Source organism: Oceanobacillus neutriphilus (assembly GCF_014645515.1).
Taxonomy (GTDB): Bacteria; Bacillota; Bacilli; order Bacillales; family Amphibacillaceae; genus Oceanobacillus; species Oceanobacillus neutriphilus.
Map to the genome: position 1 here is coordinate 301,297 of NZ_BMLW01000004.1, position 20,166 is coordinate 321,462.

A 20,166-nucleotide genomic window follows, 5' to 3' on the forward strand; every position below is an offset into this window, starting at 1 on the left:
ATTTAAATTTAAAAATCAATTTAATATTCGTCTTTTGATTATCTATATAAATTTGGAAATATGGTCCAAAAGTTTCTACCAAACTACCGTAAATGGTTTGACTATAGAAAATCACAAACGATCAATAGAATAAGATAAAAATAACATGTATCTTTTTCATCTTTGGGGTGTATATATCGCTGTTTTAGTATCTGAACGATAGATAGCTGTTCATTCATTTTCGTGCGGTGTATTTAGCGATCGCTTCCGTTGAAGTAATCAATACTGTTCAAACGAAGGTCGTCGCCCATTTACATTGGTCTTTTTTGTGTTTTTCATATGCCAAGCTTGAAACTCTAGTAAAGGAAACTTACTGGAGTTTTTTTATTTGCAGTTGACCATTGACTTGGCAGTACATCTAAGGAGGAAAAACACAACATGGAAAAAGCACAACAAAAAACAACTATTATTGGACATTTAAAAGAGAATTACCGTCTGTATGCTATTGCCTTTGGGATCGTTGTTATCGCTGAGCTTATTGGAACGATTCAGTTCAGCGTCGGTTCCGCACTAATCGTGCTTTACCCAATGTTATTCGCTATTATCATCAGTATTATATTCGGAAAGGATGCTCTCGGATTCCTCAAAAAGAAGGAAACAAAAAAAGCATCGCAGCTCGTTCTTGTTGCTATCTCTCCGTTTATGGCAAAAATTGGCGTTATGGCAGGGGCTAATCTTCCTGAGCTTGTCAATGTCGGCCCGGCACTGGTTTTCCAGGAATTTGGAACAATCGGCACGATGCTGTTTGCTCTTCCTATCGCGCTATTCCTCGGTCTTAAACGTGAAGCAATCGGTGCAACCAGTTCTACCAACCGCGATAAAGATTATGGACTGATTTGCAGCAAGTACGGAGCAAACTCTCCAGAAGCCCGCGGATCCCTTTCTATTTACATCATCGGATTTCTGATTGGGACCACTTATCTTGGATTATTAGCAAGTATTGTCGCGTCATTTGATTTCTTTCATCCCCTGGCTTTGGCAATGGCAAGCGGCGTCGGGAGCGGTGTTATGATGGCTGCCGCCTCAAGTACGCTGGCAACCATTTATCCGGCCTATGCAGATCAAATCGTTATGCTGGCTGGAATGAGTGATATGTTATCTGCGATTACCGGAATTTACTTTACATTATTTATTTCATTGCCGCTTGTAAACAAAATGTATGCCTGGCTAGAGCCGAAAATCGGACGACGAGGAAAAAATAAAAATATTTCTCATAGTAAATCAGCAGAAAGCAGGGTTTCACAATGAATATGAGTATGAAAGATTGGACAATCTCTCTTTTATTTACATCTGTCCTTACAGCGATTATTGCAAACTTTTTTCAAAATGATATTTCAATTATGGAGTCTATCCCCGGTGTATTAATTTTATCCAGTATTGCATTTATCGGGATATTCATAGCGAAGATCGTTCCTTTAAAAGTACCTGCTGTTGTGTATGTTGCTTTAACTGGTTTACTGTTAGCCAGTCCGATTTCGCCAATTTCTGATCCAATTATTTACTATACGTCTTTGATTTCTTTTACAGCACCACTCACTGTCGTTGGTACTCTGGCCGGAATAGGATTGGATTTCAAAGCATTTATGAGCCAAAGCTGGAAAATGATCATTATCGCTGTATTTGTATTTACAGGAACATTCCTGCTTCAGGCAGTTTTTGCACAAGTATTTTTAACAGTAACAAATACTTTTTAATCTAATAAAATGACAATAAATGTAATACTTATATTATAAATAAAAAAGGCGTCTAAAAAGGCTGATAATCAGCCTTTTTAAATGTGTTCTAAAGGAGAATTAAAATGAATGCAGATTTACTGATTAAAAACTGCTCCCTGTTAACTCCTGATTTTGAGGTTTGTCACGGCCAAAATATTGTTATCAGGGATCAAAAGGTTATAGCTATTGAAAAAAATAACGAAGCTCAAATATGTGTGGCAAAGGAAATTTTAGACGGAAAAGGCAAGCTTGTTATGCCAGGCTTAATTGATGCGCATACACATACAAATCAACAACTTTTACGCGGAAGAATTTCGGATGAATATCCGATGATTTGGACACGTATTATGGTTCCATTTGAAAGCAACCTGCGGGAAGAGGATGTAGCAATTAGTGCAGAATTAAGCTGTCTGGAAATGCTGAAGGCCGGTGTTACCGGCTTCATTGATGCAGGCGGGAGCTATATGCACAAAGTCGCAGAAGCCGTAGAAACTTCCGGTTTACGCGGAGTACTCACCTGTTCCACAATGGATACAGGTGCCGCCATCCCAGAATCCATGAAAACAACAATTGAACATAATATCGAGAGAAACAAAAACCTGTTTGATACTTATCATGGGCAAGCAGATGGACGAATCAATGTGTGGTATTCCTTACGATCACTAATTACATGTACACCTGAACTCATTCAAAAGGTCTATGAAACAGCAAGTGCTGCCGGAACAGGTATGCAGACACATATGAATGAGTATACAAATGAGATCAGCTATTGTCTGGAAAACTTCCAAATGCGTCCGTACGAATATCTGGAGTCCTTAGGCGTGCTGGACAAGAATTTCTTAGGTGCTCACAGTATCCTTTTATCCGAGAATGAGATGGATCTCATTCAGAAATATGATAGCAAGGTAGCTCACAGCCCTATCAGCAATGCGGGCAAAGGGGTTACCAAAACGCCCGGTTTGATGCAAAAAGGTGTAAGCATCGGTTTAGGAACAGATGGCTCAGCTCACTCAGGATTGAGCTTATTTGATCAAATGAAGGTTTTCAAATCCCTTATGCGCGCCTTCTGGGGTGTTCCGATTTTTGACCCTGTTGTAATGCCATCTAAATCCATTTTAGAAATGGCAACGCTTGGCGGGGCAAAAGCAATGCTGCAGGATGAACAGCTTGGAACGCTTGAAGTCGGCAAGAAAGCGGATATGATTTTAATAAATATAGATCAGCCCCATATTGCACCGACACATCAGCTGACAAATACATTAATAGAATCTGCAAACAGCAATGACGTTGCTGATGTGATTGTCAATGGACGTATTTTGATGAAGAATAGAGAAGTACTTACACTGGATGAAGAAAGAATTAAATATGAAAGTAAAAAAGCTATGGACGACCTCATTATTCGTGCTAAAATTTAGATATTGCATCAAAGTATACGAGCGGTTTAACGCAATGTTGAAGCGCTCGTATACTTGTTCGGAGCAAGCTAACAAACGTAATAATCAGGAAAAAGCATTTAGAAAGGTGAGGTCACTCAGATGTTAACATTTTTTATTGTATTTATTGCAAATTTAATCATTGGGATATTAGTAGGATTATCTGGAGTTTCCGGCTTCCTGCTGCCTATTATCTATGTCGGCTTCCTGGGTCTGCCTGTACATGATTCTCTCGCACTCAGCTTCCTCGCTTTTCTGGTCGCAGGTCTTATTGGTGCATATTCTTATTGGAAGCTGAAATATATGGATTTAAAATTAGCACTTTATTTAAGCATCGGCAGTCTGCCGGGAGCTTTTCTCGGTGTACAAATTAACGTCCTTATTTCCGAAACACTGGCAAAACTGCTGCTTTACTTATTTGTTTTGTTCGCAGGACTTTCCATTATACTCAAGAAAAACAAAGCACCAGCTGAGGGCGGACCAGGAAATAATAAATCTATCATTTTAAATAAACCAATTTGGATTATAGTGCTTGGAGTCCTTACCGCAGCTATCTGCGCATTGACTGGTGCAGGTGGCCCAATTTTAGTTGTACCATTACTTGCAAGTCTTGGTGTGAATATCCGGACGGCAGTCGGTGTAGGGCTGTTAAACTCGATTATCATTGCTCTTCCATCTATTTTTGGATATTTCACGTATGCAAGCATTGATAATATGCCTTTGTTTATTCTCTTTAGTTTAGTTGGTACAACAATTGGTATCTTAACCGGATCCAGGCTTGCCAATAAAGTTCCTGTTGACCAGTTGAAGATTTTTATTGCAATAATTACTATCATTTCGTCCCTATACATGCTTGTCAGCTTAGCATTAGGAAGTTAAAAAAAGCGCACCCGCTATAGGATGCGCTTTTCCTTTATCTTTGAAAGGTTACTTTCTCTTCCGTATCATTTAACAAAATAGATGCCTCACTTGGCTTTGTATGAGCAATCATTTTTCCGTTTCTGAAGGAATGTGTCACAATAGCCTGCTTGCGAATCGCATCATACTCATTATCAGCGGACAAAACGATGAAATTCGCCGGCTTGCCTGCTTCAATGCCATAATTATCTTCAATATGCAATGTCTTTGCACTGTTTTTTGTGATTAAGTCAATTGAATTAACTATCTGTTCATAGCCCATTAATTGAGACGCATGAATCCCCATATGCAGCACCTGCAGCATATTGCCTGTTCCAAGCGGATACCATGGATCAAAAATATCATCATGGCCGAAGCAGATATTCATTCCTGCCTCCTGCAGCTCTTTCACACGAGTTAAGCCGCGGCGCTTTGGATACGTATCAAATCTGCCTTGAAGATGAATATTAACAAGCGGGTTCGATACAAAATTAATGTTAGACATCTTCAGCAGACGGAAAAGCTTCGATGTATACGCATCATTATAAGAACCCATTGCTGTCGTATGGCTGGCTGTTGTACGCTCGCCCCAGCCGCGCTCATAAGCCTCTTTTGCAACTACTTCTACAAATCGGGACTGCTCATCATCAATTTCATCACAATGAATATCCACTAATTTATCGTATTTCTCAGCAAGATCAAACGCGACTCTCATAGAATCTACACCGTATTCTCTTGTAAATTCGAAATGCGGAATACCACCGACAACATCAGCACCCATTTTTAATGCTTCTTCCAAAAGTTCCTTTCCATTCGGGTAGGAATGAATTCCTTCCTGCGGGAAAGCAACCAGCTGGATATCAACATAAGGAGCCATTTCCTGCTTCACTTCCAGCATCGCTTTTAACGCCGTCAGCTCTGGATCTGTCACGTCCACATGGGTACGGACATTCTGGATCCCTTGAGCAATTTGCCACTTCAATGCTGTTTTTGATCTCTTTTTCACATCTTCCATCGTTAAGGATTCTTTTCGTTCCGACCAGCGCTGGATTCCTTCAAATAACGTTCCACTTTGATTCCAGGCAGGCTCCCCTGCTGTTAATGTGGTATCTAAATGGATATGCGGCTCAATAAAAGGTGGAAGAACCAGCGCTCCATTCACATCAATAACCTCTTTATCTTCAGAGTTTGGTAACTCCTCTGTTATGGCACTAAATGTACCATTTTCTATGACAATATTCCAAAGACCTTCTTTTCCTCTTAGCTTTGCATTTTTAATAATCACTGACTACCTCATCCTTCTCTTTTAATGGTGCTGTGACCTTTTCTTTTTGAGACATTATTTTCATTCCGGCAACATAAATGATAGACGTTCCTACTAAGGCATTGATTGGCGGAATTCCCGGTGCAAAGTTCGCAGCTGCTACTCCGCCGGCCCAGGCAATAATTGCTACCCAGTTTACAGCCTTAAATTTTACTGTTTCAAAGGATTCGTACTTTCTGCGGCGGACCAGGAAGTAATCGACTAATATAATCGCTCCAATGGATGGCAGTGCAGATCCCAGAATGTTTAAGAATCCAATGAAGTTATTGTACAGCCATATTGCAGCGACAGTCCCGACAATTCCATTGAACACAACAATTTTTTTCTTTGGTAATTTTGTAATGTTAGCAAATCCTAAACCGGAGGCATATAGAGCACTATCATTCGTTGTCCAGATGTTTAAGCCTAATACAATAATAGCAGGAATCATCAGTCCTTGTAAAAACATCACATCCGAAATATCGGCGATTCCAAAAGCCATAGCGCCGACTGCACCGAATAAAAACATCAATGAATTTCCAAGAAAGAAAGCAATAATATTTGCCCATACTGCTGATTTCGCTGACTTTGCAAAACGGGCAAAGTCAGGAGTCAGTGTTCCCGCACTGATAAAGGACCCAACACAAATTGTTAAAGCCAATCCCACACTCATTATCTGTGCCGGTTCATAAGCGAATAGTCCTTGCAGCCCTCCAATTTCCTGTGCGGAGTTAGACATGGAATAGCTTCCAAAAATCGCAATCGCCGGCACTGCAATAAATCCTAAAATGGTTAAAGTTTTCATTCCGAAAATTGCTGAAACAGTCATTAGCAGGCCAAAAACAGCGATAAGCAGATATACATTCCATCCTGTCGCCGTAGCAACCGGAATAGCAAACATCGCCAACCCTACCCCAAACCAGCATACTTGTGTAGAAGCAAGCAGAAAGGAGGTTAGATATGATCCTTTTTCTCCAAACGCATAGCGTGCTAATAAGTGTGTAGATAATCCAGTTTTAGAAGCAATGTAAGCCAGAGAACCTGTATAAAGCCCCAGAATCAGGTTACCAGCCAGTACAATCCAGATAAACTTAGCAAAAGAAAGCCCTGTTCCTAATGTTCCACCAGACATCATACTTGCCGAGAAAAAGCTGAGCGAGAGCATTACTGCTAAAATCTTCCAGAATCCGTTCCGATGTGATTGCGGCACTGCCTGCAATGAAAATTCTTTATCTATTTGTGACATACCAATTCCTCCAGTGTTTTAATATAAGAAACTGGCACCGGAAAACTTAATCGAGATTATAGACAGAAAAAAAGCTCCCTGTCCAATCTCTGACAAGAAGCTTTTCCTAAATAGCATACATTTGAATATACCTTTCCCAAAGGTACTCACATGTGACTATTTTATTCGCGCTGTCCTTGTCAGCCTCTCTGGACTGATTTAAAGGTACCAGTATGTTTTATCAAAATATATTATGGCACAAAATTGCCAAGTTGTCATCTTGGAAATTTCAGGTATTAATATTTTTATCCAATTATAAATATTAATATTCCCATCGCAATGATTGAAATCAATGTACTAAAGAACAGCGTGGAGGCTGCTTCTTTTTCATATGTTTTATATTCTACTGCAAGGATAACAGGAATGGATGCTGTTGGAATCGCCATTGTCAAAGTTGTTATTTCAATCGTATGCAGGGAATCTTTGAGCGCCCATGTAATCAAAAAAGTGATCAATGGAATTAAGATTGATTTAGCCAGCACGTTGACAATAACATCTTTAGAAATAGATACTTTTTGCGCATATAAAACAATCCCCGATGCGAATAGAGCCACTCCGCCTGTTGCAGTTCCTAATAACGTAAGAGATCCGCCAATATCGGAAGGGAGCTGAAACCCTATCAAAACTAAAATAAACGAAAGAATAGGCGACCATACAACAGGCTCCTTTACTGCGTCTTTAATAATTTTAAAAAAAGAGCTTTGGCTTTGTTGATTTCCAAGTGATAACAATACTAAAGTGACAGGTACTTGAATTAAATTCATCAGGATACTTCCTAAAGAAACGACGAGCGCTGAATCACTGGCACCAAACATGGTACTTAAAACAGTGGGGCCGACAAAAGGAACGGCAGGCCCTGTAATTGCTAATGCCCTTAAAGCAGTTACGCCAATGGAGTTTTTGAAAATAAATCTAAAGATGAAGAGGCAAAGAAAGTATCCTCCAATCATTACAATAAACAGGCCGACGAACGTAGGGATGTTGTCAAACAATTCAGATCGATCGATACTGAGGATGCCGGCTGCAAGGCTCATTGGCAAGGAGTACAACATGACGACCCGGTTTAAAATCGTGCTTTGTCCTTGAGTGAAATCTTTATGCCAGCCTGCAAAGAAGCCTAACCCTAAGGTGACTACAATAGGCAGCAATACCGTAATTAATGTTGTCATGATTTTCTCCCCAAGCGTTTGTGTTTATAAATAGAGGCTAGCACTACTATAATTTGTACGTACTAACCTCTTTTTCTTTTTTTAAAATAACGGCGGAACAGATGGATTAATAGCTGCTTCCATAACAGTCGGCTTTTGATCTTTTAAAAATTGATCAATGACTTCAGCAACCTCCTCATGGGTATCAGCTTTTTTACCAATACAGTTATAGCTTTTTGCTAAAGAGACATGATCTATGCCCGGAATATTTAAACCAGGGACATTTGGCGTATCTTGTGCCACAGCAAATGATTTTAAAATTCCATACTCATTATTTTTTGGTACGACAAATAGGATTGGTAAATCATGCTGTGCTGCCGTCCACAAAGCCTGAATGGAATATTGTATAGAGCCATCACCAATGATAGCTACGATAGGCCGGTTTGTCCCCTTTTCTTTTTCTGCAAAAGCTAGTCCCAGGCTGGCTGGTAAATTCCAGCCCAATGAGCCGCTGGCAAAAGTATAGAAAGTATCCGGCTGATTAATTGGCCAGGCTTTGTGAAGATCGCCCAAGTTTGAAGGAGTCTCTTCTACTAAAATCGTATTTTCAGGCATACTATCATGGAGCTGCTTGAATAGCTCATAAGCATGAAGCAAATTATTATCTGCTTCTTTATCCGGCTTGCTTGTTTCATGGGGCGCCATCCGATGCTCCAGTTTGATAATTTCTTTATTCTTCTCGTGATGCGTTACCAGTGGAAGTAATGCTTCAATAGCTAAAGCAGCGTTGGAAACCAGCGTGTCTCCTACAGGTGCTTTTGCTGCTTCGTGAGCATCATCCGTAATATGCAATAATTCCAGATTTTCCGGCAGATAATCCCCAGGTACATATGGATAGTAACGAAATACAGGTGCTCCAATAACCAGCGCTACATCATGACCTTCTAATTTTTCAGCTAAAGGCTTAATGGCAAACGGCAGACCGCCAATATAAAGCTCATGATTTTCTGGGAAAGGTGCTCGTTCTGACGAAGGAGCTGCCCAGACCGGGATATTCGTTTTCTCACTTAGTTGAACTCCTTTTTCCCATCCGCCGCTTCTGGCAATATCGGAACCATAAATAAGTATTGGGTTCTTCGCATTATTCAATTTTTCCGCAAACGCATTTAATTTATAAGGATTGGGGGCAACTCTGGGTTCAATATTTCTAATTTGAGGTAAATTTTCAATTGGTTTATCCCAGTCGTCTAAAGGAATGGATAGAAAAACGGGGCCAGCCGGTTCTTGCACTGCCATGGCATACGCGCGCATAAATGCACCCGGTACATCTTCTGCTCTTTTAGGCTCATAACTCCATTTAACAAAAGGCTTTGGGACCGTTTCAGCATCGATATTGGTTAACCAAGGCTCATGAAGGAGCATCTCGCGTGTCTGGGTTCCAGCTGTAATAATAATTGGTGTTTTGTTCATAGAAGCGGTCATTATATTGCTCATTGCATTGCTCAAGCCCGCAGAAGTATGGACATTGACCATAGAAACTTGCCGGGTCCCTTGAGAATAACCGTCAGCAGCACCTACAGCGGAGGCTTCATGTAATGTTTCAATATAAGAAAAATCATCCGGAAAATTCTCTAAAAAGGTTTCTTCTGTGGATCCTGGATTTCCAAAGATTTTTTTTATCTCTAGTTCTCTTAATACTTCAAAAGTAGCGTCTCGTACAGTGTATGTCATATAATGCACTCCTTTTTTTCTTCCTTGTAATAGAGAGATTTTTTGCTACTTTTTCTATTACCCTAACTATAAACAATGAAACCTTAAATTTTTTAATAGAGTGATATTTTATTCGATAAGATTTTTTCAATCTCTACTGTTCAAGAAACAAAGGCTAAGTTCGTGACATCGTGCCGCAACACTTTTGTGACTTATATCCTGTAGGCCCGAACAAATCGGGCCGTTACTGGCTGGTAAAAATCCATTTTTAATTTGTACCTTTCAAATCAGCGCAGAATATTAATTATCCTTTTTATTTTATCTCTATCTATACTCTCTTCAAAAGACTGTTTCCTTCTAACTCCACTGCCGAAATGATATTCATCCGCTTGAATTGTTTTATGCAACGTTTGTATATTATCTACATTCAATCCACTGCCCGCCAAAACTTTTGGTCCCTGCAATTTATGCTGTAATTGAACAAGTTGACGCAGAGAATCTACTCCTGCCGCACAATTATCCTCACCACCGGAGGTTAAGATTCTTTTAATATTTTTCCGATAGGCCGATAAAGTCTGATAGGCCTCTATCTGATCTCCAACCTCATCAAAAGCACGATGAAAAGTAACATTCAATTCAGGAAATTCCCTGAATAAATCATCCAAAAAATCTGTATCTATTGTTTTATCTTCATTCAACGCTCCGATAACAATCCGATGATGTCCCATTTCATGCAGTAAAGAAATATCTTTCTTCATGACCTCTTTATCAGCCTGGTTATATATAAACCCATAATCATGCGGTCTAATCATTACCTGCACAGGGATATGGACACTATCTATCACACTTTTGAATGTTCCATAAGTTGGCGTTAAACCGCCCAATTCAATTGCTGAAACTAATTCTAATCTTGTAACTCCAAGTTTTTCAGCATCCTTTGCATCTCTTGCATTTTGAACAATACATTCAATCATTCCAAAGCTCCTCCTGTTGAACAACGAATTCATAAAGCAGTTTCGTCCCAAAACCAGAGGCACCTAAAGCAGCATCCGGGAAAATTTTTGACGTATTTGCCATATCAATGTGAAGCCATTTTGTGTTTTCTTTTACAAAGTGCTCAATAAACAATGCTGCAGTAATGGAGCCCGCAAACTGATGGCTGCTCATATTCGATATATCCGCAACCTGACTATGCAAATACTGCTTATATTCTTTTTCAAGCGGCATCGGCCACACACTATCTCCACTTTTTTGACCAAACTTGTATAATTTATCGGAAAGATTTATATCATTACTGAATATAGCTGCGGTCTTCAAACCCAATGCTTGTCCCACATTACCTGTTAAAGTAGCAATATCTATAATCCGGTTAATTTCAAGAGACTGAGCATATAAAATAGCATCAGCGATAACCAGCCTGCCTTCAGCATCTGTATTCCCAACCTCTACAGTCGTACCATCTCTGAATTCTATCACATCAGAAGGAAGATAAGCACTGGCACCGCTGACGTTGACTGCCATAGGTAAAATAGCTTTAACATGACACTTAATATTCTTATCTGCTAATAGCTTCATTGCTCCGGTAACCGCTGCTGCACCGCCAAGATCCATTTTCATTTCGGCGATAGCATTCCCGGTCTTTACGTTCACTCCGCCAGAGTCGAAGGTGATTCCTTTTCCAACTAATGCAACCGGATTTCCATCTGAATTTTTTAGTGTTAATACAGCAACACAGGGCTCATATTCACTGCCTTTTCCTACTGTTTCAACTGCATAAAATTCTTTCTCATTTAAATCCTTGCCCCCGATAATTTCCACTTCGACATCCGTTTGCTTAAATAACTGATTCAAATAATCGGCAAAGCTCGCCGGGTATAATTTATTAGCCGGTTCATTACATATATCGCGAGCAACATGAACAGCTTCTGCAATTTTCTTTGCATCTATAGCAGTATCTTTAAATTGCTTCGGCAGCTTTACAGATACTTCTTTTCTCTCCATGTTAGCAGAAAGATAACGGTCAAATTTATAATCAGCTTTATAAAACCCTTCTAAAAAATCTGCCAGATTAATTTTTGCACAGTTACCCTCATCGATTTCTACACTGGTTATATGGTTCTTCTCAATAAACGTATAACACATATTACCAAGCTTCTCCCATTCTAATTCATCATATAGCTTATTAGATTGTGCATGACAAACATATATAGAGTCTATATGCTCGTCATAGCATTGAAACATCTCGCCAAAGTCACATACACTTCTGCCTTGCAGTTGATCTGGAAGTTCTTTTTTTTCTTTATAGAATATTAATTTTGCTTTCATATCATCATCCCTATAAGATAATTTTTGTTTCTCCTACTACCTCCCCGGCATCACTCAATACCTTGGAAGAACGCAGTTTATATAGATTATCAATGGTTCGCTTATTTTTATAATTTATTTTCTTTAAAATTTCAGCAACAACTAATGGCCAGAGCAATTCGGTTCCGCTTTGAACCTTTAAAGCAATACTGATTTTTTCTTCTTTCAGTGCAAGACAATAAACTCCCTGCGCCCCGCCCTTTGCAAGAATATTCTCATCCTCCAGTAATACCGTACATATAAAATCATGAGAGGCAATAATCTCTGGATGGGCCTGCATTGTGTCAGAAATTCTCTTCAGTATCTTCTCTTTTTTCTTATCGTTCATCATTTCCGGCTTCACAAACTTAAGATAAGATAGAGCCATATTTCGTAATGGAACGCCGTACACCGGCACTCCGCAGCCATCTTTTCCTGCACTCATCTTTTCTTTGGGATATTCACTTAAAACCTCGATTTCCTCTCTAATCCGTTCTTGAATCGGATGATTAAACTCTCCATAGTCTGCGATGCTATATCCAAGTTCTCTTGAATAAGCAAGGAACCCCAGATGTTTACCTGCACAATTATGCAGCAGTTTCCGCTTTTTATGCCCTTTACAAATATAATCAATTTTAGGAGATTCATTTAAAGGATAGCTCTCTCCGCATATCAGTGATTCTTCGCTTAATTCTAATTTTTTTATTAAAGATTTCAAGCTTTTCTGGTGATAGCTTTCTCCTCGCTGTGACGCGCAAAACAATGCCATTTCATCAGCCTCAAGGCTATATTTGTCCTCAATATCTGTGTCAAATACAGGAATCGCCTGGATCGGCTTCATGGCAGATCGGTAAAAGACAGGTGTATGCTCCACATCTCCCTTTGAATAAATCACTTCTTTCTGTTCATTTAACACGCATATTATTCCATTATGTTTGTTTTCTAAGCTTCCACCGCGATATTCTTCTGCAATAATGGTACTCATTTATTTTCACCTTCTATTTATTTAGGATATTACCACAATCATCTATAACCCAAAATCTTTTTATATTTATCCATTTGATAAAGTTAACCTTTCCATTTATTTTAGAGAAACATGAATTGATTCTACTTCCAGTTCCATCTCCCGATTAAAATAATCCGGATTTGCCAATGTGATATGTATGGGAATGATAGTCTCCGTTAAACAAATGTTAAAAGGGCCGATTTCTGATTGAAGCAAATCCTTACCCTCCATAGTTATTTTCTCAGATCCGACTTTTACAGAATAAATGTAATCCGGGCGACTATTTCCAAAGATCCGAATACTGACTTCTCCAGCTGAATCATTGGACAGGTAAAAAGACTGTCTGATATTTGTTTTTGTAAGACTTGTATAATTGCCCTGATCAGCATAATTATACCCATATTCCATAGCTTCTTCAGAAATTTTCCATACATCGTCTTCACCTATAGAAACCGTATTACCTGGAATAAGATAAAATGGTTCAGTCAGCTTCACTTTAATAATTATTAAGTTTTTTCTTTTTAATTGATCAGGTAAAATAACCTTTAAATCAAGATTCTCTTTACTCCATACCAGCTTTTGGTTTGTTTGATCTTCTACAACTTCATCTATTCGGGAAACTAACCCTGAAAGTGTTATTTTATTATCTTCAGGCGGGTTAGTAATGTGTAAAAATAAATCTTGTCCAAGACTTGTGATTTCTCCCCACTCTTGCTTATAAAATTTAGTTGGATTTGCTTTTAATATTGCTTCAGGGTGTCGCTTAATCTCTTCACCAATTGCTTGAAGAACTTCCTCTTCAAACCCAACCAAGGATCCATCAGCCTGTGGGCCAACATTTAATAAATAATTTCCTCCTCTTGCTCTGGCAGCAATCAATCCTTTTAATAATTGATAGACCTTCAAATCAAAATTGTCTCTTTTCTGCCAGCTTCTATAACCCCAGGTTGCATTGTATATGGAGGCAGGAGTTTGCCAGGCTCCATCCAATCTGTCAGAAGGTACTTGGTTATCATTTAATGTACGAAAATCTCCTTCATTATTCCATATTCTCCCGTTAATTGCTGCACCTGGCTGGTATTTACGTACAATTTTTTTAAACTTGATACTTTGCCGCTTCGTAGGAGATGACATATCAAACCATACTTCTGCAATCGGTCCATAATGACGCATTAATTCGGTAAGCTGCTGTTCAATTAAAGGCTCCATCGATTCAGGAATGGTATTATTATTGTCAAAATCAAAATCGTGACCTTGGTGCCAATCTACCAATGAAAAATAAACCCCGAATTTTAATCCTTGCTTCGCACATTCTTCAGATAACAATTGAAGGACATCTTTTCCGAAAGGGGTGGAGTCAACCACATTATAATCCGTTGTTTTCGTTTTAAACATACAAAAACCATCATGATGTTTACTGGTAACTACAATATAATTCATGCCGCTGTTTTTAGCCAAACGGCAAATAGCCTCTGCATCAAAATACTCTAATGTAAAATGAGAAGCAACTTTTTTATATTCATCAAAAGGTATGTCTGCCCACATTTGAACTTGTTCACTGTATCCTTTTTGAATTTTTTCACCCTGCCATACACCACCGAGATAAGAGTATAACCCTAAATGAATAAACATTCCGTAGCGAAGCTCTCTCCATGATTTAACAGGTTCTGGAGAATCTAATATAATCTCTCCGGGAATTCCTTGAAGTCCTTGATTATTTATCTGCATCAAATCACCTTTTCATTTAGCAAAATAGCCGTATAGATAATAAGATTATTACTATGTAATACTACGTTTTTATAATTTAAAAATCCTCTTTCATTAAGCTAGTTTAATCGGAACCCCTTTAGAAGCTGATTCATAAACACCATTAATTATTTTTTGAAGTATCACGCCATCTGTTTTGTTACTGACGTTTGAATTATTTAAACAGTTATTAATAAATGTCTTAAACTGCTCTTCGAATTTATCTCGAGGCAGCAAGAACGAGGGCGTCATATCAAAAAGAGCATCGTGTTTCTCCTCATAAATCTGCAAAGGAAAAACATCTGCTCCCCCTTTATCCCCCATTAGCGCCACGCTCATCTCTTCATGGCTTTTAATATTTGCAGCAAATGATGTTTCTAAAATAATAGATGCCCCATTTTTTAAAGTAATCATTACCCGTGCCATATCTTCTACTGAAAAATTTTCCCAATCCCATTCGCCGAACATTCCTACACCCTTTTTTGTTCCCAGATTTTTATAAGTTACTCCAAAAACAATATCGGGTTCTGGATAGCCCATTAAATAAAGCGCAGTATCAAGCATATGAACCCCGAGATCTATAAGTGCTCCTCCACCTTGCAGCTCTTTGTTTGTAAACACTCCCCAGCCGGGAATTCCCCGGCGGCGAAGGGCATGAACACGTGCAGCGTAAATTTCACCTAATTCCCCTGCATCAATCATACGTTTCAATGTTTGGACTTCTGCTGTGTAACGATAGCATAAGCCATAAGATAGAATTTTCCCCGCTTCATTAGATGTATTTTCCATTCGCTCTGCTTCACGGACATTCATAGCAGGAGGCTTTTCACATAAAACATGGCAGCCAGCTTTCAAGGCAGCCATTACTGCACCAAAATGAAATTTATTTGGTGTACATACACTGACTGCATCCAGCTCCACCTTATTAAACATTGTCTGGAAATCTTCAAACACATATTTAATATTATATTGATCAGCTAATTCTAAAGCTTTCTCTTTTACTATATCTGTAATGGCTACAATCTCCACTTTATTTCCCAGCTTTAGATAGTTAGGGATATGTACATCCCGGGCAATTGCGCCGGCGCCTATTATCCCGACCCTGATTATTTGATTCAATAGCTATCCCCCCAAACGAATATCAAACATATGAAATATCATCAACTATTGTAATCTAGTCAAAATAAACTTCTTTTCCTATTTGACTGGATCTATATATAGCGTCTAAAATTTTCATAATTTCAACACCATCTGTAAAAGGTGCAATAGTTTCTTCTTCTCCTTTAATACAGGAGATAAAGTGATTAATTTCATTTTGAAACCCATCCTGCATTGTAAATGACATCTGGTCAATATTAGGAGTAATATTTAAAATAGTGTCATTCTCTTCTGTGGTCAGATGAAGAGAAGGATCAATTTCAGCTCCGCCTTTATCTCCAAATACCTTTAGCTCGCCTGAATCACTTTTGGCATGTAATGTAAAGCTGGCATCCACCATAATGGATGCTCCATTATCAAACCGGATCATAGCACTTACCAGATCCTCTACTGAATTTTGATCAGCATGAAAGTCAGCAGCTTTATAAAATGATTTATTCTTTATATTCGACCGGTTACCCAAACGTTGATAGATGTTTCCACTTACCGATTTTACTTTCGGTTTTCCCATGAGGTACCAGGATAAATCTATAACGTGGACACCTAAATCAATTAGCGGTCCTCCACCTGAGCGTTCTTTATCAGCAAACCACCCACCCGGATTCCCCAGTGCCCGCAGGTAGGAAGCTTTTGCATAATAAATCTCTCCTAAACTTCCTGTATCAATGAACTTCTTCAATACCTTTACAGCGGTTCCATGACGTCTTACAAAGCCAACCTGAAAGACTTGATTATGATTATTTTTAATTTCTTTTTCCATGTTTTTTGCTTCTTCTAAAGTCCTGCACAAAGGTTTTTCTACCAATACATGCTTACCTGCTTTAAAAGCTGTTATAGCAATCTCGGCATGAGAATTATTCCAGGTACAAATACTAACAGCATCAATATCATCCGATTCAAGGAGATCTTTATAAGCCGTAAAATATTTGTCTACATGATGCTTCCTTGCTTGTTCTATTACTCTATCTTCATTCAAATCACAAATAGCCGCTATCTCAACATCTTTATGATTCTTATAAGCTTCAAAATGCATTTCCGAAATAGAACCTGTTCCGATAATTCCAATTCTGATTTTCCCCATAATATGCTCCCTTCCAATTCACCTGTGAATGAGAATTCTCATTCACAGGTTTTGCAATAATTTCTTCGTGCCCCTATGCTAAGATTTATCCTCATTACTTATACTGTTTCTATCTAAATTATGCTTCTTCCCAAAAACGTTTTAAATTAGCCAGGCCAATTTTAGTAGCTTCCTTACATTCTTCCATTCCTTCAAACTCAATAGCAATGTAACCATCGAAACCTGATTCTTTAACAAGTTTGACTACTTTTCTAATCTCAATATCACCTTGACCTACAATCGAGCCTCGAATATAATTTTCATTTGCTGTTTTAATCCATTTTCCTTCTCCTGGATATTGATCATAAGGGCGGATGTAAAAGTCTTTAAAATGTACTACTGATGCCAAGGGCAGATTTTTCTTAACGCCAACAATCGGATCCTCATCTACGCATAAGAAGTTTCCAACATCAAGTGTTGTTTTAAAATTAGGACGGTCAACCTCTTGAACAACGCGCTGGACTCTATCACTATGCTGGACAGCCATCCCATGGTTTTCCACACTGGTTGTTATACCATACTGCTTTGCATAATCTGCAATTAAGCGGCTGCCTTTGATGATTAATGGAAGGCTTTCCTCAAAATATTGAATCGTTCTTTTTTCCGGAGGTAACGTGAACGCGGTTACATCATGCCGCATAAATTTGATTCCCATGCGATGGAGTAAATCAACATGCTGCTTAATCCGTTCAACTTCTTCCTGAAATGCTTCTTCCGTTTCCTGCACGAAGTTAGCAGGCATCGAGTAATTTGAAAGCTCAACTCCTACTTCTTTCGCTTTATCACGAACACGGTCTGCTAATTCCAAATTATCAACCAGAGTAAATCCATAAGGAACAAGCTCTACATGTTCTCCCCCATTATCTGCAACCCATTGAATAACATCCACTACATCCATTTCTCCTGCATTTATAGCACTTAATAAACTATACGTACTTACTCCCAATTTCATTTTTCAACACTCCTTATAGATTGTAAATTTTAGTTTCTATTTCATGTAAATGCGTTTTTACTTTTACAGTCATTCTGTGTAAAATAAAATCTAATGCATCTCTTGTAATTAACCCTCCTGGACGTCCATTCGCATACAGACTTGGAACCAGTTCAATTCCTGCATCTTCAAATATATTCCTTACATTCATTGCATCGATCGAGTCTTTTCCATATCTAAATACAAAGTTTTCAAAGCCCATATTCTGGTTAGAAAATTCATTTGATTCTGAGTTAAAATGACTAGTTAATACTTTCTTGTATCTCCTCTCCTAAACAAATACTATTTTAATTATGATTGATTTTCCTGATACAAATGACAGGCAACCTGTGTCCCATTGTCCAATGTCTGCATCACCGGGGCTACTTCTTTACATACATTCATTGCAAAAGGACAACGCGTATGAAACTTACACCCCGAAGGCGGATTGGCTGCATTTGGTATTTCTCCCTTTAAGATAATCCTCTCTCGCTTAAGCTTCGGATCCTTATCAGGAACAGAAGAAAGCAGCGCCTGTGTATAAGGATGTTTAGGACTTTCAAAAAGTGTATCTCTTGATGAGATCTCCACAATATTTCCGAGGTACATCACAGCCACATCATCACTAATATGATCTATAACACTTAAATCATGAGAGATAAACAGATAAGTTAAATCAAACTTCTCTTGTAAATCTTTTAATAAGTTTAAAATTTGTGCCTGTACCGAGACATCAAGCGCAGACACCGGCTCATCCAAAATGACTAATTCAGGTCTTAATACCAATGCTCTTGCAATACCAATTCTTTGTCTTTGACCACCGCTGAATTGATGTGGGTATTTGCTGAGATGTTGGCTTCCAATACCACAGATATCCAATGTCTCCTTTACAATCTTTTCTATTTCTGCCTTAGACATTTTTGGATAATGAATGAGCAGGGGTTCGGCAACGAGATCTTTTATTTTCATTTGAGGGCTCAAAGATGCATAAGGATCTTGAAATATCATCTGCATAGGCTGTCTGAAAGTTCGCCAGACCGCTTCATTTTTATGCGTTAAATCGTTACCTTTAAAAACGATTTCACCACTGTCCGCTTCAATTAAACCATTTACCAATCGCGCCAAAGTAGATTTCCCGCATCCAGATTCACCAACAATACTTGCGGTTCTGCCTTTTTCAATAGAAAATGAAACGTCATCCACGGCTTTTACATATTTCTTCTCAGCAAACCATCCTTTAGATATTTTAAAATATTTCTTTATATGCTTAATTTCCAGTACTGGATTTGACGTCAACCTTCTCCCCTCCTTCATATTCCCCCTGATACAGCCAACATCTGTGTTTCCGGCCTTCTTCGTCCTTTATCAGATCTGGCTCTTTCTCTGTGCATATATCCATGACATGCGGACAACGCGCAGCAAACTTGCACCCCTTTGGCATGTTTGCAGGATCTGGAACTTGACCAGGGATGGCGTATAGCCGTGATTGTTTCTGCCCAATTTTCGGCATAGATTTTATGAGCCCTTCTGTATATGGATGTTTTGGATTTTCAAACACTTCGGCTGTTTTTCCTTCTTCAACAACCCTTCCCGCATACATGACAATTACTCTGTCACACACTTCGGATACCACACCGAGGTCATGGGTAATCATTAATATCGTTGTATTTTGTTTTTCACGTAATTCTTTCATTAATTCCAATATCTGTGCCTGAATCGTTACATCCAGCGCTGTTGTAGGTTCATCGGCAATCAGCAGCTCCGGATTACAGGACATTGCCATGGCAATCATTACCCTTTGATTCATCCCCCCGGATAGTTGGTGAGGATATTCATTCATAATACTTTCTGCTCTCGGTATACCCACTGATTCCAGCATACTTACTGCATATTTTCTCGCTTTTTCCTTCGGGTATTTTAAATGCAGCATAATCCCCTGCATCAATTGTCTCCCTATTTTTAATACGGGATTTAAAGAAGTCATTGGATCCTGGAAAATCATAGACATACTGTTCCCGCGAATCTTACGCATTTTCTGTTCTGACAAATCCAATAAATTTTGATCATGAAATCGCACTTCGCCATCCTGAATGGTTCCGGATGTTCCTTTTAAAAGCCGCATAATAGATAAAGAGGTAACACTTTTTCCGCAGCCTGATTCCCCAACAATACCGACGATTTCACCTTTATTTACTGCGAAGCTGACTCCCCGGACAACTTGTGTAGTTTTATCATCTGATATAAAAGCTGTTTTCAGATTATTTACCTCTAATAAACCTGTCATATTCATAAC

At 38.8% G+C, this 20,166-nt stretch carries 17 protein-coding genes, 1 pseudogene and 1 riboswitch; of the genes and pseudogenes, 4 read left to right on the forward strand and 14 right to left on the reverse strand.

Going from position 1 to position 20,166, the window contains the following annotated elements; all coding sequences use genetic code 11:
* Nucleotides 1-22: 22 nt before the first annotated feature.
* A riboswitch (purine riboswitch) is annotated at nucleotides 23-124 on the forward strand.
* A gap of 293 nt (nucleotides 125-417) precedes the next feature.
* The 4 genes from IEX29_RS08705 (at nucleotide 418) to IEX29_RS08720 (ending at nucleotide 4,066) form a co-directional block, all read left to right on the forward strand.
* Entirely contained in the window at nucleotides 418-1,287 is an 870-nt protein-coding gene (locus IEX29_RS08705) for a DUF3100 domain-containing protein (RefSeq protein WP_188734072.1), read from the forward strand.
* Nucleotides 1,284-1,733 carry a hypothetical protein gene (locus IEX29_RS08710; RefSeq protein WP_188734073.1) on the forward strand — a complete coding sequence of 150 codons (450 nt, stop codon included), beginning with the start codon at nucleotides 1,284-1,286 and terminating at the stop codon, nucleotides 1,731-1,733. Before IEX29_RS08705 ends, IEX29_RS08710 begins: the two co-directional genes overlap by 4 nt.
* 104 nt (nucleotides 1,734-1,837) lie before the next feature.
* Entirely contained in the window at nucleotides 1,838-3,169 is a 1,332-nt protein-coding gene (locus tag IEX29_RS08715; protein ID WP_188734074.1) for an amidohydrolase family protein, read from the forward strand.
* Between the two features lie 120 nt (nucleotides 3,170-3,289).
* Nucleotides 3,290-4,066, forward strand: coding sequence for a sulfite exporter TauE/SafE family protein (locus IEX29_RS08720; protein ID WP_188734075.1), 777 nt, complete (start codon nucleotides 3,290-3,292; stop codon nucleotides 4,064-4,066).
* 34 nt (nucleotides 4,067-4,100) lie between these two features.
* On the opposite strand, the gene IEX29_RS08725 is transcribed toward IEX29_RS08720, so the two are convergent.
* The 14 genes and pseudogenes from IEX29_RS08725 to IEX29_RS08790 form a co-directional block, all read right to left on the reverse strand.
* Nucleotides 4,101-5,369, reverse strand: a complete 1,269-nt coding sequence (locus IEX29_RS08725; protein WP_188734076.1) for a cytosine deaminase — start codon at nucleotides 5,367-5,369, stop codon at nucleotides 4,101-4,103.
* Nucleotides 5,359-6,633, reverse strand: coding sequence for a cytosine permease (gene codB, locus IEX29_RS08730; protein WP_188734077.1), 1,275 nt, complete (start codon nucleotides 6,631-6,633; stop codon nucleotides 5,359-5,361). Before codB ends, IEX29_RS08725 begins: the two co-directional genes overlap by 11 nt.
* A gap of 284 nt (nucleotides 6,634-6,917) precedes the next feature.
* On the reverse strand, nucleotides 6,918-7,841 hold the full coding sequence (locus IEX29_RS08735) for an AEC family transporter (protein ID WP_204799059.1): 924 nt from the start codon (nucleotides 7,839-7,841) through the stop codon (nucleotides 6,918-6,920).
* A gap of 81 nt (nucleotides 7,842-7,922) precedes the next feature.
* Nucleotides 7,923-9,551 carry a benzoylformate decarboxylase gene (gene mdlC, locus IEX29_RS08740; RefSeq protein ID WP_188734078.1) on the reverse strand — a complete coding sequence of 543 codons (1,629 nt, stop codon included), beginning with the start codon at nucleotides 9,549-9,551 and terminating at the stop codon, nucleotides 7,923-7,925.
* A 266-nt stretch (nucleotides 9,552-9,817) separates the two neighbouring features.
* Nucleotides 9,818-10,504: a copper homeostasis protein CutC gene (locus IEX29_RS08745; RefSeq protein WP_188734079.1), complete on the reverse strand. Its 687-nt coding sequence runs from the start codon at nucleotides 10,502-10,504 to the stop codon at nucleotides 9,818-9,820.
* Nucleotides 10,497-11,855 carry a M17 family metallopeptidase gene (locus IEX29_RS08750; protein WP_188734080.1) on the reverse strand — a complete coding sequence of 453 codons (1,359 nt, stop codon included), beginning with the start codon at nucleotides 11,853-11,855 and terminating at the stop codon, nucleotides 10,497-10,499. Before IEX29_RS08750 ends, IEX29_RS08745 begins: the two co-directional genes overlap by 8 nt.
* A 10-nt stretch (nucleotides 11,856-11,865) precedes the next feature.
* Nucleotides 11,866-12,858: an asparaginase gene (locus IEX29_RS08755; RefSeq protein WP_188734081.1), complete on the reverse strand. Its 993-nt coding sequence runs from the start codon at nucleotides 12,856-12,858 to the stop codon at nucleotides 11,866-11,868.
* 96 nt (nucleotides 12,859-12,954) lie between these two features.
* Entirely contained in the window at nucleotides 12,955-14,607 is a 1,653-nt protein-coding gene (locus IEX29_RS08760; protein WP_188734082.1) for an alpha-L-fucosidase, read from the reverse strand.
* 93 nt (nucleotides 14,608-14,700) lie between these two features.
* Complete coding sequence (locus IEX29_RS08765; protein ID WP_188734083.1) at nucleotides 14,701-15,744, reverse strand: Gfo/Idh/MocA family protein; 1,044 nt, start codon at nucleotides 15,742-15,744, stop codon at nucleotides 14,701-14,703.
* 55 nt (nucleotides 15,745-15,799) lie between these two features.
* Nucleotides 15,800-16,864, reverse strand: a complete 1,065-nt coding sequence (locus tag IEX29_RS08770; RefSeq protein ID WP_188734084.1) for a Gfo/Idh/MocA family protein — start codon at nucleotides 16,862-16,864, stop codon at nucleotides 15,800-15,802.
* A gap of 118 nt (nucleotides 16,865-16,982) precedes the next feature.
* Nucleotides 16,983-17,855 (reverse strand): sugar phosphate isomerase/epimerase family protein, encoded by an 873-nt coding sequence (locus tag IEX29_RS08775; protein WP_188734085.1) that lies wholly within the window; start codon nucleotides 17,853-17,855, stop codon nucleotides 16,983-16,985.
* A 13-nt stretch (nucleotides 17,856-17,868) separates the two neighbouring features.
* Nucleotides 17,869-18,138, reverse strand: a pseudogene (locus tag IEX29_RS08780) (M81 family metallopeptidase); the annotation flags it as partial.
* A 47-nt stretch (nucleotides 18,139-18,185) separates the two neighbouring features.
* The gene (locus IEX29_RS08785) at nucleotides 18,186-19,169 is read right to left on the reverse strand and encodes an ABC transporter ATP-binding protein (protein ID WP_308423632.1); all 984 of its coding nucleotides are present in this window, start codon (nucleotides 19,167-19,169) and stop codon (nucleotides 18,186-18,188) included.
* Complete coding sequence (locus IEX29_RS08790) at nucleotides 19,141-20,157, reverse strand: ABC transporter ATP-binding protein (protein WP_188734087.1); 1,017 nt, start codon at nucleotides 20,155-20,157, stop codon at nucleotides 19,141-19,143. Before IEX29_RS08790 ends, IEX29_RS08785 begins: the two co-directional genes overlap by 29 nt.
* Nucleotides 20,158-20,166: the final 9 nt, after the last annotated feature.

What these genes read in the sequence shown, in the direction of transcription:
- IEX29_RS08790 (WP_188734087.1), bottom strand. Translation starts at nt 20,157, where the DNA reads ATGACAGGTTTATTAGAGGTAAATAATCTGAAAACAGCTTTTATATCA.
- IEX29_RS08755 (WP_188734081.1), bottom strand. Translation starts at nt 12,858, where the DNA reads ATGAGTACCATTATTGCAGAAGAATATCGCGGTGGAAGCTTAGAAAAC.
- IEX29_RS08735 (WP_204799059.1), bottom strand. Translation starts at nt 7,841, where the DNA reads ATGACAACATTAATTACGGTATTGCTGCCTATTGTAGTCACCTTAGGG.
- IEX29_RS08715 (WP_188734074.1), top strand. Translation starts at nt 1,838, where the DNA reads ATGAATGCAGATTTACTGATTAAAAACTGCTCCCTGTTAACTCCTGAT.
- IEX29_RS08745 (WP_188734079.1), bottom strand. Translation starts at nt 10,504, where the DNA reads ATGATTGAATGTATTGTTCAAAATGCAAGAGATGCAAAGGATGCTGAA.
- IEX29_RS08710 (WP_188734073.1), top strand. Translation starts at nt 1,284, where the DNA reads ATGAATATGAGTATGAAAGATTGGACAATCTCTCTTTTATTTACATCT.
- mdlC (WP_188734078.1), bottom strand. Translation starts at nt 9,551, where the DNA reads ATGACATACACTGTACGAGACGCTACTTTTGAAGTATTAAGAGAACTA.
- IEX29_RS08770 (WP_188734084.1), bottom strand. Translation starts at nt 16,864, where the DNA reads ATGGGGAAAATCAGAATTGGAATTATCGGAACAGGTTCTATTTCGGAA.
- IEX29_RS08750 (WP_188734080.1), bottom strand. Translation starts at nt 11,855, where the DNA reads ATGAAAGCAAAATTAATATTCTATAAAGAAAAAAAAGAACTTCCAGAT.
- codB (WP_188734077.1), bottom strand. Translation starts at nt 6,633, where the DNA reads ATGTCACAAATAGATAAAGAATTTTCATTGCAGGCAGTGCCGCAATCA.
- IEX29_RS08705 (WP_188734072.1), top strand. Translation starts at nt 418, where the DNA reads ATGGAAAAAGCACAACAAAAAACAACTATTATTGGACATTTAAAAGAG.
- IEX29_RS08775 (WP_188734085.1), bottom strand. Translation starts at nt 17,855, where the DNA reads ATGAAATTGGGAGTAAGTACGTATAGTTTATTAAGTGCTATAAATGCA.
- IEX29_RS08760 (WP_188734082.1), bottom strand. Translation starts at nt 14,607, where the DNA reads ATGCAGATAAATAATCAAGGACTTCAAGGAATTCCCGGAGAGATTATA.
- IEX29_RS08720 (WP_188734075.1), top strand. Translation starts at nt 3,290, where the DNA reads ATGTTAACATTTTTTATTGTATTTATTGCAAATTTAATCATTGGGATA.